18 protein-coding genes are annotated in these 17,294 nt (G+C 46.6%); 15 read left to right on the plus strand and 3 right to left on the minus strand.

What is annotated here, in order from left to right:
* Positions 1 to 6 precede the first annotated feature (6 nt).
* The 6 genes from C3V36_08615 (at position 7) to C3V36_08640 (ending at position 5,362) form a co-directional block, all read left to right on the plus strand.
* Positions 7 to 594, plus strand: coding sequence for a hypothetical protein (locus tag C3V36_08615; GenBank protein ID AVM69299.1), 588 nt, complete (start codon positions 7 to 9; stop codon positions 592 to 594).
* Positions 594 to 1,283: an energy-coupling factor transporter transmembrane protein EcfT gene (locus C3V36_08620; protein AVM69300.1), complete on the plus strand. Its 690-nt coding sequence runs from the start codon at positions 594 to 596 to the stop codon at positions 1,281 to 1,283. Before C3V36_08615 ends, C3V36_08620 begins: the two co-directional genes overlap by 1 nt.
* On the plus strand, positions 1,277 to 2,647 hold the full coding sequence (locus C3V36_08625) for an ABC transporter ATP-binding protein (protein ID AVM69301.1): 1,371 nt from the start codon (positions 1,277 to 1,279) through the stop codon (positions 2,645 to 2,647). The genes C3V36_08620 and C3V36_08625 overlap by 7 nt, the downstream gene beginning before the upstream one ends.
* A 184-nt stretch (positions 2,648 to 2,831) precedes the next feature.
* Positions 2,832 to 3,959: a glycoside hydrolase 105 family protein gene (locus tag C3V36_08630; GenBank protein AVM69302.1), complete on the plus strand. Its 1,128-nt coding sequence runs from the start codon at positions 2,832 to 2,834 to the stop codon at positions 3,957 to 3,959.
* A 14-nt stretch (positions 3,960 to 3,973) separates the two neighbouring features.
* Positions 3,974 to 4,792 carry a sugar phosphate isomerase/epimerase gene (locus C3V36_08635; GenBank protein ID AVM69303.1) on the plus strand — a complete coding sequence of 273 codons (819 nt, stop codon included), beginning with the start codon at positions 3,974 to 3,976 and terminating at the stop codon, positions 4,790 to 4,792.
* A 381-nt stretch (positions 4,793 to 5,173) separates the two neighbouring features.
* Entirely contained in the window at positions 5,174 to 5,362 is a 189-nt protein-coding gene (locus C3V36_08640) for a hypothetical protein (GenBank protein AVM69304.1), read from the plus strand.
* A 92-nt stretch (positions 5,363 to 5,454) separates the two neighbouring features.
* Here C3V36_08640 and C3V36_08645 read toward each other — a convergent pair whose 3' ends face one another.
* Entirely contained in the window at positions 5,455 to 5,853 is a 399-nt protein-coding gene (locus C3V36_08645; protein AVM69305.1) for a reactive intermediate/imine deaminase, read from the minus strand.
* 572 nt (positions 5,854 to 6,425) lie between these two features.
* Between C3V36_08645 and C3V36_08650 the strand changes: the two genes are divergently transcribed.
* The 4 genes from C3V36_08650 (at position 6,426) to C3V36_08665 (ending at position 12,522) form a co-directional block, all read left to right on the plus strand.
* Positions 6,426 to 7,112: a Crp/Fnr family transcriptional regulator gene (locus C3V36_08650; GenBank protein AVM69306.1), complete on the plus strand. Its 687-nt coding sequence runs from the start codon at positions 6,426 to 6,428 to the stop codon at positions 7,110 to 7,112.
* 285 nt (positions 7,113 to 7,397) lie between these two features.
* Positions 7,398 to 7,625 carry a hypothetical protein gene (locus C3V36_08655; protein AVM69307.1) on the plus strand — a complete coding sequence of 76 codons (228 nt, stop codon included), beginning with the start codon at positions 7,398 to 7,400 and terminating at the stop codon, positions 7,623 to 7,625.
* 4 nt (positions 7,626 to 7,629) lie between these two features.
* The gene (locus C3V36_08660; protein ID AVM69308.1) at positions 7,630 to 8,283 is read left to right on the plus strand and encodes a cupin domain-containing protein; all 654 of its coding nucleotides are present in this window, start codon (positions 7,630 to 7,632) and stop codon (positions 8,281 to 8,283) included.
* Between the two features lie 336 nt (positions 8,284 to 8,619).
* On the plus strand, positions 8,620 to 12,522 hold the full coding sequence (locus tag C3V36_08665; protein ID AVM69309.1) for a CoA-substrate-specific enzyme activase: 3,903 nt from the start codon (positions 8,620 to 8,622) through the stop codon (positions 12,520 to 12,522).
* Between the two features lie 154 nt (positions 12,523 to 12,676).
* Here the strand turns inward: C3V36_08665 and C3V36_08670 are convergent, their stop codons facing one another.
* Positions 12,677 to 12,883, minus strand: coding sequence for a hypothetical protein (locus C3V36_08670; protein ID AVM69310.1), 207 nt, complete (start codon positions 12,881 to 12,883; stop codon positions 12,677 to 12,679).
* 398 nt (positions 12,884 to 13,281) lie between these two features.
* Between C3V36_08670 and C3V36_08675 the strand changes: the two genes are divergently transcribed.
* A complete protein-coding gene (locus C3V36_08675; protein AVM69311.1) occupies positions 13,282 to 13,770 on the plus strand; it encodes a hypothetical protein in 489 nt (162 codons plus the stop codon).
* Positions 13,771 to 13,792: 22 nt separating this feature from the next.
* Here C3V36_08675 and C3V36_08680 read toward each other — a convergent pair whose 3' ends face one another.
* Positions 13,793 to 14,128 carry a hypothetical protein gene (locus C3V36_08680; GenBank protein AVM69312.1) on the minus strand — a complete coding sequence of 112 codons (336 nt, stop codon included), beginning with the start codon at positions 14,126 to 14,128 and terminating at the stop codon, positions 13,793 to 13,795.
* A 24-nt stretch (positions 14,129 to 14,152) separates the two neighbouring features.
* On the opposite strand from C3V36_08680, the gene C3V36_08685 reads away from it, so the two are divergent.
* From C3V36_08685 to C3V36_08700, 4 genes are all read left to right on the plus strand, one after another.
* Positions 14,153 to 14,374, plus strand: a complete 222-nt coding sequence (locus tag C3V36_08685) for a hypothetical protein (GenBank protein ID AVM69313.1) — start codon at positions 14,153 to 14,155, stop codon at positions 14,372 to 14,374.
* On the plus strand, positions 14,371 to 14,958 hold the full coding sequence (locus C3V36_08690) for a hypothetical protein (GenBank protein AVM69314.1): 588 nt from the start codon (positions 14,371 to 14,373) through the stop codon (positions 14,956 to 14,958). The genes C3V36_08685 and C3V36_08690 overlap by 4 nt, the downstream gene beginning before the upstream one ends.
* Before the next feature lie 638 nt (positions 14,959 to 15,596).
* A complete protein-coding gene (locus C3V36_08695; protein AVM69315.1) occupies positions 15,597 to 16,247 on the plus strand; it encodes a hypothetical protein in 651 nt (216 codons plus the stop codon).
* 169 nt (positions 16,248 to 16,416) lie between these two features.
* A complete protein-coding gene (locus C3V36_08700; GenBank protein ID AVM69316.1) occupies positions 16,417 to 17,118 on the plus strand; it encodes a hypothetical protein in 702 nt (233 codons plus the stop codon).
* Positions 17,119 to 17,294 lie beyond the last annotated feature (176 nt).

The following is a 17,294-nucleotide window of genomic DNA, read 5'->3' on the forward strand; positions in this document are numbered from 1 at the left end:
GGCATTATGAAAACGGAAAAATTAAGAATCAAGGACTTAGTCACAATAGGCGTATTCACAGTAATATATTTTGTGGTGATGTTTATTTCCGGAATGCCTGGTATGATTCCGATTTTATTCTTGGCAAATCCTGCAATAGCCGGAATTACAACCGGTATTGTAATGATGCTGTTTATGGCGAAGATTCAAAAACCTTATGCAGTATTTATTTTAGGCATAATTTGTGCTCTTATTGTATTTGCGATGGGAAACACATATATAGTGTTAATTCATACGATAATTATCATGGTAATTGCTGAACTTTTAAGAAAAAAAGGTGAATATAAATCTTTCAAATATAACACGATCTCTTTTGCTGTGTTTAACACATGGAATTGTGGAATGATCATGCAAATAGCATTAGCAAAAGATAGATTTATAGAAATGGCTAATGCAAGAAATATGAGGCAAGAATTCACAACAGGTCTTTTGAATCTTATCAATTATAGAAACATTTTACTTGTGTACATTGCCGCAATCGTAGGTGCTATTATAGGTGCTTATATTGGGAAACTTTTCTTGAAAAAGCATTTTGAAAAAGCGGGTATTGTATAATGCCTGCTTTTCAAGATAACCCTTATAATCCCAATCCTATTACCAAGATGTGCATTATTATTTTACTTGGATTTACAGTGTTTCATCAAGTAAATATATATTTTGAATGGGGCATAATATTTTTAATTTCATTTCTTTTTTATAAAAATGGATTAAAAAAAGAAGCTTTAAAAAATGCAGCTTTTTTTGCTGTATTTTCTTGCATAGTTCCTAATATTGGGGTTATTAAAAATATGAACCCTTTTATTATGATGTTTTTCATAGTGTTTGTAGTTTGCAGGATGATTTATTTGCCGTATAGTGCCGGTAAATTTTTTATAAGGACATCCGACGTGGGGAGCATTATATCTTCGATGGATAAAATAAAAGTTCCTCAGAATATTTCTATACCTATCGCTGTAATGTTTCGTTTTTTTCCATCATTTAAGGAAGAGTGGAAAAATATAAAAATGGCAATGAAGATCAGAGGAATTACCTTTAAAACCCCTTTTTCTTATATGGAGTATGTAATTGTTCCATTGCTTGTGGTTTCATCAAACATTGCTGATGATATTGCAAAGGCGGCGGAAACAAAATGTATTGAAAATCCTATTAAAAAAACAAGGTATATATCTGTTAAGATAAAAGCAGTTGATTTTGTCTATGTGTTTTTAATGCTAATTATGATTGTAGGAGGAATTTTATGGTAGAAATTGAAAATTTATCTCTATCTTATGGGAATTCCCCCAAAGTGTTAAAAGACATTTCTTTAAGTATAAATAAAGGTGAATGTGTATTATTTACAGGAAAAAGTGGAAGCGGAAAATCTTCGATTATAAATTCTATCAATGGATTAGCTGTACGATATGATGGGGCTATCATGGAGGGGGCTATCAAGATAGAAAATAGAGATGTTAGAGATCTCCAATTGTATGAAATTTCCAGTTTGGTATCAAGCGTATTTCAAAATCCAAAGACACACTTTTTTAATATAAATACTACCCTTGAATTACTTTTTTATTTAGAAAATATAGGGCTTTCAAAAAAACAAATGGATGAAAGACTAAATAATATGTTGGAGTTATTTCCGATAAGGCACCTTTTGAATAGGGATATTTTCAAGCTTTCAGGTGGAGAAAAGCAGATTTTATGTATTGCTGCAAGTTATATAGCAGGAACGGAAATAATTGTTTTAGATGAGCCTTCCTCAAATCTTGACGAAGAAAACATTAAAGTCATAAAAGAAATGCTTACCAAACTTAAAGATAAGGGGAAAACTCTTATAATTTCAGAGCATAGAATATTTTATCTCATGGATATTGTAGATAAAGTTTTTTTGATTAAAGATGGTGAACTACAAAAGGAATATACGAAAACAGATTTTATGAAAATACCGTCTGAAAAACTAAACGAGTTAGGTTTAAGAGATAAAGCTAAAGTAAATCTTACAGTACCTGAAATTCAAAATGGGGGAAGTTTTCAGATAAAAAATATTGAATTTAAGTTTGGCAGAGAAAACAATAAATTGCTTTTCAAAGATATCTCGTTTGAAATGGGCAAAATTTATGGAATAGTGGGAACAAACGGACTTGGGAAATCTACTTTATTGAGGTGTCTTATAGGCTTAGAAAGAAAATCTAAGGATGAAATTTATCTGGATGGTAAAAAACTTTCAAAAACAGACAGGCTTAAGATATCTTCACTTGTAATGCAAGATGTTAATCATCAGCTTTTTACAGATTCTGTTATAAATGAAGTAAGACTTGGAATAAAAAATATTGAAAGTAGTTATGTTGAAAATATTCTAAAAAAGCTTGATTTGTATGAATTGAAAGATTGTCATCCAATGAGCTTATCAGGCGGGCAAAAACAAAGAGTGGCAATTGCATCCGTATTGTGTAAGAATTCTAAACTTATATTTTTTGACGAACCGACAAGCGGAATGGATTATTATAACATGATGAATATATCGCATCTAATTAATGAATGCAAAAGTGATAATAAAATAATATTCATTGTTTCCCATGACCAAGAATTTTTAAATTCTACAGCTGATTATGTTATGCATTTATAAATATCAACAGAGGATACTACTATTTTTCAAGACTAAAATAAAGGAGATTAAAAAATGTTAATGTTAAGGAGATAAAGTTATGCGATGGTATGACATGATAACAGAAAAGAAATGAATGGATATTAGCTAATGACGATTAGAGAAAATCACGAATCGTCATTTTTTATTGCAATGAAGGAAAGCGATGGAGATTAAAAGAGCGGAAATTATTGAAAAATTAGATTTGGTGATTGATAAACTGATGAACTTAGAGGGGCCGGAAAATGAGGAAGAATTGAAAGCCAAAGGCGGCGAGGCGATCGGTTACTTTAAAAGAGATTTCGGCATCAAGGAATGGGACTGGCCGCAGGGCGTCGGTTTATATGGCTTGTTTAAGCTGATTAAATGCCTCGGCCGCGAAGAGTACAAAGATTTCTTGTATCGCTGGTTTAAGGATAATTTAAAAGCCGGTCTGGGGTCGCGCAATATCAATACCACCGCGCCGCTTTTGACCTTGGTGGAGGTCAATGAGTTTTTTCATGATCCGGAGTTTGAGGCGCTGTGTTTGGACTGGGCGGCATGGCTGATGAACTGCCTGCCGCGGACCGAGGAAGGCGGCTTTCAGCATGTGACCAGCGCCAACGGCGACCGTTACGGTGTCCGCTTAAATGAGAACGAGATGTGGATTGACACCATTTTTATGACGGTTTTGTTCTTAAACAAGATGGGCCATCGCTACGGGCGGGCCGACTGGGTGGCGGAAGCCGAGCATCAGGTGCTGATGCATATCAAATATTTGTATGATAAGCAAACCGGGCTGTTTTATCACGGCTGGACCTTTAACGGCCGCAATAACTTCGGCGGTATTTTTTGGTGCCGGGGCAACAGCTGGTTCACCGCCGGGATTCTGGAATATATCGAGGCCTTTGACGGCCGGATGAACGCCGGTTTAAAGACCTTTATCGTTGACACCTATAAAGCCCAGGTCAAAAAGCTGAAGGAACTGCAGGCCCCCTCCGGCTTATGGCACACCGTGCTGACGGATGAGTCCAGCTATGAGGAAGTATCCGGTTCGGCGGCAATCGCGGCCGGCATCCTGCGCGGCGTTAAGACCGGGATTTTAAGCGATGAATACTTAGAATGCGCTTTTCGGGCGATTAAGGCGATCCTGCAAAACATTGCCGCCGACGGAACGGTGCTGAATGTTTCCGGCGGCACCGGCATGGGCTATGACGCCGAGCATTATAAAAATATCCTGATCGCGCCGATGGCGTATGGTCAGTCCTTGACCATTCTGGCGCTGGTCCGGGCGATTGAGTATTTGTCCCGATAAATAAGGAGATTATGATGAAAATAGGAGTTCGGGCCCATGATTATGGGCGGTTTACAGTGGCGGAGCTGGCGGCGCTCTTAAGGCGTGAGGGCTATGACGCAGCCCAGCTGGCACTGCCCAAGGTATTTACCGGGGTGGATAGCTACGCCGTGATTGATGGCCGGCTGATCGAAAGCATTCGGCAGGAGTTTGACCGGCAAAAGATAGAAATCGCCGTATTTGGCTGTTACATGGATCTGGCCAATCCCGATCGGGAAATCCGGCGCAAGGCGGTGGAGACGTTTTGCGCTTGTCTGAAGTGGGCCAAAGAGTTAGGTGCTAGGGTGATCGGCACGGAAACGGCTTATGCTAGGTTAAGCGGTGATGACCGCAAGGCGTGGCGGCCGGATATGCTCGACAGTATTTGGCGCATATTAGAAGCAGCCAACCGGATCGATATGACGGTAGCGCTTGAGCCGGTGTATTGGCACCCGCTGACGGGTTTAGAAGAGGTGCAGGAGCTTTTGCGTCAGGCGCAGGATAAGACGCATTTAAAACTGATTTTTGACCCAGCCAATTTGTTGGAGTTGCCGGAGGCGACCGATCAGGACGCTTACTGGCGGAAGTGGCTGGGCGCGGTCGGCGAGTGGATTGAGATTTTTCATATCAAGGATTTTACGGTATCGCCGGCCGGCGAGTATGTACCCAGACTTTTGGGGGAAGGCGTCATTCGGTACAAGCCGATCGCAGCTTGGATCAAGGCCAACCGGCCGGATAGTTGTCTGATCCGCGAGGAAATGGCGCCGGCCGAGGCGCAAAAGGACATTCGGTTTTTAAAAGAAATGTTTTGCTAAAGCGGAAGATTACCGTCAGGATTCGCGGAAAATTGGCAGATCAGACCATAACCTGCCGGTCTGAATGGTGGGTAAAAAGGAAAGCCTGCCGGATTTTAATCAGAAATCTGGCAGGCTTTTCGATGCTTTTGTGCTAAGGATGACCCGGCGGCGGAAAATCTTGGCGGGCAAAAAAGGATTCGCTTTATTGGCGCCTTACTTTTGAGCGGCGCCGGCTTTTTGTTCTCCTTTTTGGATCTTTGCCGGAACAGAAGAATCCCGCTATCGGCCAATTAGAAATTTATACCGGAGACTTTCCCTGAAAATAAGTCCATCCAACCAGTCCTATCGAAGCGCTCTGTGTTTCTACCATGAGTGCGAGAAACGAGAAGCGTTTCCGCAATGCCGCGCAACCTGCCCTGTCGAAAGGCTTCGCCTTTCTGCGCGGGCGCGCAACCTGCCAAGCAAAACGCCATAGGCGTTCTGCAAACGGCAAATATCGAAGCGCTCCGTGCTTCTGCCAACAACGCAAGCGACCTACTAAGCGGAATACCCAGCGAAAAGGCGAAGCTCTTTGGCGAACATAATTAAGATATTTGACGATCTCTTACCTAAATAAAAAAGATTGCTTTGACGAATGTGGAAAAGTTGAGTAAATCGCTTTGCTCAAACGGAGATAAAAATCATTCGTAAGAAATAGCGCCTCGGACACAGGTGACTTCAATTTCCACTTTCGCGCCCAGCGGCAAGGCAGCTACCTGAACGCAGGAACGAACCGGATAAGGCTCCTCGACATATTCAGCATAAGCTTCGTTGACCGCGGCGAAATCATGGATATCCGCCAAAAAGATAGTGGTACGGACGATATCCCGGTAAGTCAGGTCAGCGTCTTTTAGCAGCGCGCCGATATTTTTCATGGCTTGCCGGGTTTGTTCCCTAATGTCCTCGGTCTCGATCCGGCCGCTGGCGGGGTTGATTGGGAGCTGGCCGGACAGCAAAACCAAACCATTTAGACAAAGGCCGGGCGAATAGCTGCCGATGGCTTTGGGCGCGTTTTCTGATGAAATCACATTATGAAACATTTTATTTTCCTCCTTGGAAAGCTGAAAATTTTCCCCGGTAAGCGCGGCGCGCAATTGCCCCAAAGGCCGTAACCGGGAAAGCTTGGTTTATAATTTCATAAATTTTCCGCTCCGGCCGGGCCGGCGGAACGGGCGATCCCATGCTTTTGGCGCGGCAGCTTTTGTATCGCTGCCGCGCCTGACCGGGAAAAGCAAAGGGTTTTCCACTATTATAATTACTTTTGGCGGATAAGTCAAAGAGTTTATTCGCTTTGACCGGTTCTTATAAGGCACAAATGAAAATGTTCCGTTTATGCCGAGAAAACTAGTTGATAGTGAGTTAACTTTTTGATATACTTGTAGACCAGATAGCTTCATGAAAACGCCCGGCTTAGATAAGCCGCTGAAATGGCGGCGGATCATGAGGATGACTTAAGCCGGCTGGGGGGGCGACCAATATTGGGACTTGACTTACTTTTCCCCTGTTTTATATAATATTCTTAGAAACGACGGGCGCTGGCATACGGCGGCCTATTACATAGGAAGAAAGCGGAAAGCAAGTCAGACCGCTCTTTCCTAGGAATGGAGGGAATATGGAGATTCCGGCAAAATGCCGCCGCTGTCAGCAGCGGTGCATTGACAATGTGACGTTTTTAACGGATCTGACTGAGGAAAAGCAGCAAAAGATCATGCAAAGCGCGGTCAGAAAAAAGTATAAAAAAGACAGTTATCTTTTCATGGCAGAAGACCCGATCGACGCGATTTATATCGTCCACAGCGGAAAAGTAAAGCTAAGCGTGTGCGACCGGGAAGGCCGAGAGCAGATCATCGGCGTTTTCACCGAGCGCGATACTATTTGGGAAGGCATTTTTACCGAGGAAAACAAATATCCCTACGGAGCGGTCTGTATGACGGACGTGGATTGCTGTAAGCTTTATCGCCGGGACGTGGAAAGTATCATGCGGGACTCGGCGGTTGCCCTTCGGGTGATTGGACTGTTGAGCCGGAAGCTGAGTGACGCCAATGAGCGGATCTTGCTGCTGGCGACCGATTCGCCGAAAGCGCGGCTAGCCGGGTTTCTGTTGCAGCGGAGCCGGCAGCTTGGCCGGGATATCTTTGTTTCAAGGCTGGAAGAGATCGCCGCCTCGATCCATTTGCGGCCGGAAACGGTCAGCCGCAAAATTAAGGAAATGGAAAGAGAAGGCCTGATCGTTAAGAGCGGGCAGAGCGGCATTCAGATTTTGGACAGCGAAGGGCTGCGCCGGGTCTTTCAGGAATAGCGGCCATGAAGGAGATAAGTTTTTGCTTTTAGCGGATGGTAAGACAAGCGGCCTTGGTTGAGGAAAATATACGCAGCTTTTGCCGGCCAAAAATAAAGTATTAAAATTTGATTCCAATCAAGTTTTTACTAAAAAGAATAAGATATACTGTCTTCATCAACAGCCAGAAAGGCGGAGCTTTAATTAAAAATATTTCGCGGGCAGGCGGGGCGGAAGAAGCCTAGTCCGAAAGCGGTAATGCTTTGAGCCCGCGTCACTTATCAATAGCAAAACGGAGGAATTAAAATGGCTAAAGTTTTAGATTTAAAGAAAACAGTATTTGAATTGGTGCAGGAAAACCCGGAAGTGGCTGAGGTATTAAGCAGCATTGGACTAACGGAAGTTAAAAATCCTACGGTCTTAAACACGGTCGGCAAGCAGTTTACTATCCCGCAAGGAGTGGGCCAAAGAGGCGTCAGCCTAGAAACTGTGATCGCCGCCTTTCGGGCGCACGGCTTTGAGATCAAGGAATAAAGCGATGGCGCAAGTCTTTTCGATTGCCGCGGACCGGCCGCCCCGAAGCGGCATGACGATATCAACCGTTTCCGGGCTACGGGCTAAGGCGGAGGTCGTTTATTTTTCGCTAGGAGCGGGCACCGATATCAGCGCCGAAACCTATCCCTCACCGAAACTATATATCGGTGCGGCCGGAATGACGGTATTTGAGCTGGGCGGTAAGGAACACAGAAAAAAGGCGGAAGTTAGATCTGGCGAGCTGCTGATCGTACCGGCTGGGACTTTATGCGGCATGGCGGCGGCAGACGGATCAGTTTACACGGAAATTATTCCGGGAGAGGAGCTTACTATGAATCAAGCGGTCAAAGCCGGGGAAGTTTTTCAATTGGCGGATCTGGTCGCCTATGAACCGGGCAGTATCGTGAATATGGATGTGGCCTCGAATGAGGCGATGAAGTTTGTAATCATGGCTTTTGACGAGGGCACGGGGTTATCTCCGCACAGCGCTCCGGGTGACGCGCTGGTGTTTGCGCTGGAAGGTAAAGCCGTAATCGGCTATGAGGGGCAGGATCATCCGATTCGGGCCGGCGAGAACTTTCGTTTTGCCAAGGGCGGATTGCACAGCGTAACGGCTGACGGCCGCTTTAAAATGGCGCTGCTGCTGACGCTGAAATAAGAAAGCGCCGGCCGCTTACGGCGGTCAAAGAAAAGATGGACTAAGCAGAAGCAACCGATGCCATCAGGTTTCCGGTCTTCTGCTTTTTGTTAATTGTGCAGACAAGAAGCCTTTAGGCGGACAGGCCGTAGAAAGCCTGCTCACTATGGTCTGTAAGTCTATTAGGCTATTGGGATGAACGCCCATATGTGTCGCTTAATACGAATTATGCGTGGCTTGTCTGAATTATGGCGCGCAGTAAGCCAGGCAAGATCTCAGCGATACGCCAACGGAAAACTTGTCGTAAATGGCTTGGTAGGGATAAACGGTTATGGTATAACGAAAGGAACATAGGATATGAAACAACTGGGAATGGATATCGGAACGTCCAGTGTCAAGCTGGTGCTGATGGAAGACGGCGTAATTCGCGGGAAGTGGATGGGTAAGCACCACGGGCGGCTGCTGGCAACGATTTTGGCCGGACTGGAGAGCCTTGCACCCCGGGATGAGGATTGGCTGTGCGCTGTGACCGGCGCTAACGCTAGGATCGTGACGGAGCGGACGGACGTCTTTCGCTTGGGGGATGTTCCGGCGCTGACCGAGGGCCTAAAAAAGATTTGCCCAGAAGCCGGGAGCGTGATTGATATCGGCGGTCAGGGTGCCCGGTTTGTCACCGGTCTAACTGCGGGAATGCCGGAATTTAATATCAACGAGCATTGCGCGGGCGGAACCGGTTCTTTTTTTGAGGATCAGATGTCCCGGCTGAACATGAAGATCGAGGATTATTCGGCACTGGTTCGGCAGGCGCGGTCGGTGCCGAGATTATCCGGGCGCTGCGCGGTCTTTGCCAAAAGCGATATTATCCATCATCAGCAGGAAGGTGTGCCGGCACCGGATATTTTGCTGGGGCTATGCTATGCGATGGTCAGAAATTACAAAGCGGCGATTGTCAAAAACTTGCCGGTCGTTAAACCGGTTGCCTTTGTCGGCGGAGTAACCCTGAATGAAGGCGTGGTACGGGCGGTGCGGGAAGTCTTCGCGCTGATGGATGGAGAATTGCTGATCCCGGAGGAGGCGCTTTATGTCTCGGCTATCGGCGCGGCGGTTAAGGCGGAAACGGTAGTATCCTTGGAAGGGCTGACCGCCGACTTGACCAAAGCCGGCGAGCGGGAGGCGGAGCGGATCTTGCCCAAGCTGCTCTTAACGCCCGGAACGGTGCTGGCGGAGCCGAAAATGACCGGACTGATCCCGGCGGACGGCTGCGCGCTGGGAATAGATATCGGCTCGACCAGCACCAATTTGGTACTGATCGGCCGCGATGGCAGGCTGCTTGACGCCCAATACCTGCGGACGGCCGGCGATCCGGAAGCAGCGGTTCGGCGCGGCCTAAACACGATCCGGCGCAAGTACGGGGAAATTCCTTTTCTGTCAGTCGGCGTGACCGGCTCTGGCCGGGAGAGGATCGGCCGGATGATCGGTGCGGACGCGATCAGGGACGAGATTACCGCCCAAGCGAAAGGAGCGGTTTTTGCCGTACCGGAAGCGGATACGGTCTTTGAGATCGGCGGGCAGGACTCCAAGTATATTTCCCTGAAAAACGGAGAAGTTGCTGATTTTCAAATGAATAAAATTTGCGCGGCCGGAACCGGCTCGTTTGTCGAGGAACAGGCGGCTCGAATGAATATTCCGATTGGGGAGTTCGGGGATTTGGCGCTGACCGCAGAAATGCCGGCCGAACTAGGCGAGCGGTGTACAGTTTTTATCGAGACGGCGATTGAGTCAAAACAGGCCGAAGGCGCCGAGCCCAAGGATATTGCCGCTGGGCTTTGCCATGCGATTGTCCGGAATTATCTGCATAAGGTGGTCGGCAATCGGCCGGTCGGCCGGCATATTGTTCTTCAGGGCGGGGTTGCTTATAATCCGGGAATTGTGGCGGCGTTCCAGCAGGAGTACCGGGAGCGGCTGACGGTCTCGCCTTGTTTTTCCGTCAGCGGGGCATTTGGCGTGGCACTGCTGGCGCTGGAAGCGGCCGGTACCGAGCCAAGCGGTTTTAAGGGCTATGATTTTCCGGGCGCCGAAGCCGGGAGCGCGGTCTATTCGGCCGAAGTGGAAAAAAATATTGCGTTTTACCGCCGGGCTAAGCAGTCCTTTTTCAAAGGCTATGAGCCGGCAGCCGTCCCGGGCCGAAAAACCGTGGGTATTCCCTATGTTCTGATGATGCATAAGTTTTTTCCGCTGGCCAACGCGTTTTTTAAAGCGCTGGGCTTTAACGTGCTGTTATCCGACCCGTCTAACCGGGAAACGATCCGGCTCTCCCAGGAAAGCGCCCGGGGCGAAACCTGCTATCCGGTCAAATTGATTTACGGGCATATGCTGGAGCTGGCTGCCAAAAAGGTCGATTATATTTTTCTGCCGCATGTGCGGACAATCAAACATGAAAAATCAGGGGCGGTGTCCAATTATGGCTGCGTTTACATGCAGTCGGCAGCGGTTTCAATTGCCCGTGTCCTTAGACTTGAGGAAAAGGGGATCAAGCTTTTAAATCCAACCTTTGATCTGGACTTTGGCAAAGAAGCAATGGCCGCGGCGATGCTGGCGGTCGGTCAGGAGCTGGGGCGGCCGAAGCCGCTGTGTGTACCGGCGCTGATGGCGGGGGCGATGGCGGTTCGGCAGTATACCGCTGCCGCCGAAAAACTAGGCCGGGAGCTACTGGATACTTTGCGGCCGGAGGACAAGGTGCTGGTCATGATCACCCGAAACTACGGTCTGCAAGATCCGGTGCTGAATATGGGAATTCCGGAGCTGCTGCTGGAAAGAGGCTACAAGGTCATTAATTTGGAGCATTTGCCGGCACATGATCTGTCGCTGGAAGAGGATTACCCCAATCTGTACTGGCCGTTTGGGCAGCATATCCTATCCGGCGCCAAACTGATCGCCCGCCACCCGAACTTATACGCGGTTTATCTGACCAATCACGGCTGCGGGCCGGATACGATGCTGGCGCATATGTTTAAGGAAGAAATGGGCGAAAAACCCTATCTGCAAATTGAGGTTGATGAACATTTTTCCAAGGTTGGGGTAATCACCCGGATCGAGGCGTTTTTGAACAGTCTGTCGCGCCGGCCGGCTCTGCCGCTGCCGGATGATTTTGAGCTGACAGCGGTTAAGCCGCGGCACCGGCGGTTGTTTGTCCGACCGGAGGAGCTGCGCCGGGAGCGGGATTTGTACCTGCCGGAGCTGGGCGCCTACACCGAGTATATCCGCGATTATTTCCGCCGGGCCTATGGTCTGGAAACCAAAGTAATGCCCGGCGCCGGCCGGCTGCAGCTGATGCTGGGCCGGGCGGAAACGAGCGCCAAAGAATACCTGCCGTTTACGGCGCTGCTGGGCAGCGTCTTGCACCAACTGCAAAAAATTAAGCCGGAGGAAAGAGCGCGCGCCGATTTTCTGATTCCGATGACGGAAGGGGCGGAAGCGGACGGACAGTATGCCGGCGGGATTCGCAGCGTGTTAAACGGCAAGGGCTATGAGCAGACGGGGATTTTTGCGCCGATCTTGGAGCAGGCGCCGATCACGCTGAAAGAACCGGAACTCCTGTTTCGAGCCTTGCTGGCCGGTGACCTGTTTTACGCGGCACCGCCGGAGAAGCGGGAAAATACCAAGCGGCAGCGGATACCAGACGCAGCCGAGCTGGTACGGCTGGCGGCCGAGAGCCGGCCGGAGCAAGCGGCGGGGGCGGTCATTGCCGTAGTTGGGACGCCGCTGTGTCAAACCGTCTTAAATGAGGGCGTGCTGGATACGCTGGAAGCGGAAGGGATCCGGATCGTCCGTGCGCCGTTGGCGGAAGCCTTACTCTTTCAGTGGCGGGAAGAGGCGCATGTCCAAAAAAACGGCGCCGAAACGCTGCGGCGAATGCGGGCACTATTAGCGGAAGTGTTTGCTTGTCTTGGTCAGGCATCGGCCGTTACGGCCGATATGGATCAGTTGACGCAAACGGCCGACCGCTATGTGAAAGGCGTGCAGGGCGGGAACCTGCGTTATCGCTACGCCAAAGCGGTGGAGCTTGGGGAGCGCTTTTCGGCGGTCTTGGCGCTGGCACCGCGCTATGAAAACGCCGCTATGGTGATGGAAATGAGAAATCTTTCGGCCGAGGTCAAAGCCCGGTTTATGCAGATATATTTTGACGGCGACTGGGACGAAACCGCCTGGGCCAGACTCCGCTCATTTTTGTATTATTTAAAGGCTGGGAAAAACCAATAAACGGACGTGGCTAAGCGCTTCATCGGATTGCGCTACACTCGTGATTTGCCGATATTTCGGTGAAGTACGAGTGACTTATTTGGACGGTAATTCCTTGTTCGGAGCTTTTGTTTTTGAAATTAAATGCTTATAAAATACTGAAAATTTAATCAATCTATCCGGCGTGATTGACAAAACCGGAAAAACCATTTAAAATAAAGATGTTAGGGAATATTTCTGGACATTTTATTTTCCGTTTTGCGCCGATATACTCTGGCAGCGGGATAGAGCGGAATTTCAGGAAAAAATTCAGCCGAAAACCGGTCAAAAACTTTTTGCGCCGATAAATGAATTTTAGCCCGCTCCCAGAGCCGGATTGCAAGGATGGGGTATGAACTAACAAATCCCCGCAAGGGGACGGAAACTATGTTACATACCCATGCAAAACTAAGAAATTTCGTGTATGAACTAACAAATCCCCGCAAGGGGACGGAAACCATATACTCTTCTTTCTTATCAATTGAAATCTTAATATTGTATGAACTAACTAATCCCCGCGAGGGGACGGAAACGACTTCTATCATCTCAAGAACCGTGAACAGATCCTTCGTATGAATTAATAAATCCCCGCGAGGGGACGATTTCGCAATCTTTATGTAACTGTAAACAAAATAAGACTTTGCTTTGGGCAGGTCTTATTTTGTTATAGTGCGGACGATCGAAAGCGGTTGTGGGCAGTGCATATTTGGGGGGAAGTCTGGGGAAAGGAAGAAATAAACCATGAAAATAGCAATTATCAGTGATACGCATAAAGTACTGGGCAACTTGGTCTCAAGTTTGCGGCGGCAGGCGCCGGACTGTCTGATTCATTTGGGTGATGGGATTCGGGAAGCGGCGCTGCTGAAAGAGGAACTGGAAATCAAGGTTTACGCGGTCAAGGGTAAGATGGACTCGGAAGACGACGAGCTGGCAATGCCCAGCACCAAGGAAACGTTGGTGTTGGAGCTGGAGGGGATTCGTTTTTTGCTGACGCATGGCCACCGATTTGGTGTGAAAGAAGGAAAAGTTGCCTTGCTGGCTGAAGCCAAGAAACAGAGGGCAGCGATCGCGCTGCATGGCCATACGCATATATTTTGCGATGAAACGGTAGACGGCATTCGGATCATTAACCTCGGATCGCCGGTTCTGCCGAAAAACGGCGATTCGGCCGGCTATGTAATTTTTGACACCGAAACCGGCCGAGCGGAGCGGATTTTTATAGAGGTATAGAAAAAACAATGAAATATCAAGTTTATTTCCTCCCATAATTATTAGGCCAATTTTTATTAATGTTCCGTTTCCTGTTTCCGTGTTTAATTAAATCTATTCGACTTATCTGATTACAGTACAGACCCCGACAATAAGTGTTGTGAAAACTGCTGAAATTAAAAATTTTATTTTGTGGATGAGCAAGAGCATTTCGGAGCAACCTGAGGATAGGAATCTGGAAATGCTTTTTTTCGTCAGGCAGATGGCTTCTTTTGTTGGTTTTTCCCTTCATTTTCTCTTTTTCTTCGTAGTTATCCACAGTCAAAATGACGAGAGCCCTTTTGGGGGAAACTTGCTTTTTTTCTTTTTTCCGGTACAATGGTTTTCATCAGGGAGGGGAAAAATGGGTACTATGAATTTTAATCAAAAAACGGAGAAATATATTAAAGAACTGAAAACTCAGATAGAGCTTCAAGATAAATTGATTGAATCGCAGGACGAGATTATTACAAATCTGAAAACGGAGATAGAGTACTATAAAAAATACATCCAAGACATTGAAAAACGGTTTGATCGAATGCTCCAGTTAGGAAAAGAATTAATGGAAAAGGGCTCCAAAAAATGAAGAATCCTTTCGAATCGCTCACCACGGTACAATATCATCTTAAGGCAGTGAGGAAGGAATTAGCCGCCTTTAAAAGCGGAGAAAAATATATTCAGATGAAAGCCTATTTTTTGGGCATTATCCGGGGGCTGGAAGCGAAAGTCAAAAAGGCAGAACAGGAACTGGCCAAGGCGCATGTTCAAATCGTAACGGTACGCAATTACTGGTTTGAAGTAGCCAATGATCTGGAACGAGAAAAGCAGAGGCAAGTGCAAAAAGTTGAAAAAGAATTAGAAAAGATGAAAAATCGGGCGCTAAAGGCAGAAAAAGAGAGAGACGATGCCAAGGATAAAATAACCGCCCAAAGACAGGAAATCTATCGTTTGGGAACCGCATTAGAAGAAGAGAAAGGAGAGCATATGCAAGAAAAAAGAAATGAACAAAATACAGGAACAAAGACAACAAAGAAGATTGGAAAGACCAGTTATGAGGTGATTGTCCATTTTAATGATAAAAGCAGTGAAACTATGCAGGATAAGCTAAAAAGGATAATGCTGAGGGAGCTTAGGAGAGAATCGAACGAAAAAAAAGATGATTTTGATTAAAAAGTCCTTGACAAGTAGCAACAGGTAAGACTGCTTGATGTAGATGTCTTGATTGCCTTTATTTCCAGTAATAGATACATACACAATGCTTTTTTCCTGTAAAAAAAATTTGGTTTTCTTTATTATACCACAAAGCGTACAAAACAGCACTATAAAAATCATAAAATTTGACAAAAATAAGCCGAAAATAAGCCGAAAATGGCTTAAATAAAGAAGCTGCATTAAACCGCTAAAAAAAGAAGTGTCAAACTCCCGGCTTAAAAAAGGAAAAACTGCAAGGATTCTCTCGCACTCAGGCTGAGTTTGTGGTATAATATTGCGCATTAAAAGCGTGAGTGCAAGGTGTGAGGGAAATGAGCGGGACATGCTTGCATGTCCAAGCGCATTTTCCGAGCAGCTTATATGAGCGCTGATGCGGGGAGAAAATCCGTAAGGATTTTCTCATGCACGCACGTTACGGGCCTTAATAAGTGAGTGCAAGGTGTGAGGGAAATGAGCGGGACATGCTTGCATGTCCAAGCGCATTTTCCGAGCAGCTTATATGAGCGCTGATGCGGAGAGAAAATCCGCAGGATTTTCTCATGCACGCACGCTAAATTTATGATATACTTAAAGAAATAAGGCAAGTTGGAGGAACCATGGAAAAATACGGTAAGAGTTTTAAAGAACTAAATAATCGGGAAAAGAAAGAATACATCATAGAATATTATAAATTTCATATTATCGGCGGAATTGCGGCGCTGGTGATAGTATTTTCGCTGCTGAACCACTATGTTTTTAATCCGCCGAAGCAAGTGATTGTTGATATTACGATTACCGCACCCTATGCTGATCCGGAGGGAGTTGAAGAACTTCAGGCGGAAATAAAAAAATGCGTAGAAGCAAAAACAGCGGATAAAACCGGTCTGGTTGAGATTCTTTATTTTTCTGAAAAAAACGATCCGCAGATGCAGATGGCGATGACGGCGAAGCTGATGGGTAAGGCCGGCACCGGCGAATTAGACATTTTGATTTTGGATCAGGATCATTTGGCCTATTTTATGGAAAATGAAATATTGCTGCCCTTAGCCGATTATCTGACCGCGGACGAGCAGGCAGAATATGCCGCCAAATCACCGGTAATGGGGGTAAAGGACGGTCAAAAAACGGCAGTGGCTTTTGCCGTTCCCAAAGACAGCCCCGTCGGGCGGCTTTTGCCGAGTGATTTTCAGGGATATTTGGCGGTTTATGTGAACGCGCGGGATATGGAACTGGTTAAGGAATTGCTGCCGATTTTACTGCGGAAATAAACAAGCCGCTTCTAGTGGCAAAGGAAAAATGGTGTTTTAGACTTGGCGAAAAATAAAGCTGCTGTTTAGGCAAGAAAGCTTGGTTATAAAATGCCAAGGAAAATACGGAGAAAATATTTTATTTTTGGGGAATCTATGGTATACTAAGACGACCCCAAAAGGAGAAATCATGGCACAGATTATAAAAAAATCAAATCATTTGCATTCTCAAATCCGCAAGCTGTACCTAGAGTGGCTGTTTTACGGAATACTGGCGGCGGCTTGTCTGGCGCTGCTTGAGATTACGCAAATGTTTTCTTTTTTGGGCATTCAGTTGATTTTTCTGAAGATACTGGACAGTCTGAATAATTACCGGATTTTAAAAACCGGTCTGGGCGGCGAAAAGAAAGTGTTTGAACTCATCAACCGGCTGCCCAGGGGCTATAAGATTCTGACGGATGTTAAGCTGGTCAGCGGCAATAAGTCCAGTCAGATTGACTTTGTGATTATCGGCCGAAACGGTATTTTTATCATGGAGGCCAAAAATATGCGGGGCATCATTCGCGGCAAAGAAAGCGATAAAATGCTGAAAAAAACTAAAATCGGTAAGAGTAAGGATAAGTATGTGTCGGAAATTTACAATCCGATTCTGCAAATCCTAGGGCATAAAAAGGGAATCGACAGCTTTTTGGCCAGCCGCGGCCACTCCTACCGGGCGATACCGATTCTGTACTTTTCGGGAGAAGGGCGGCTTGAGGTGGAAAGCGAGAAAGTAAAAATCATTGACCAGCCGGTGCTGGTGATTGATTATATCAAGAGGCATGACCAGGATCATATTTCTGATTTTGTCCAGAACAAAATCATTGAAGATTTGATGGAAACCATTGATTAAACTTGTCTATGTTCGTTAAAGCAGTTTTTGGGCAGCCTGAAATGGCAGATACATTGTCAGGCTGCCGGCTGACAGAAAACCATGCGGGCGGCTGCGTCCGGCCGGAATCACTTTTGGCAGGGTCAGCCCGGCGGTTGGTGAAAAATGAAAATGAAAAATCAGGGCCGGTGACAGTA

The sequence above is a fragment of the Lachnospiraceae bacterium oral taxon 500 genome, from assembly GCA_002999035.1.
Lineage (GTDB): Bacteria > Bacillota > Clostridia > Lachnospirales > Vallitaleaceae > W11650.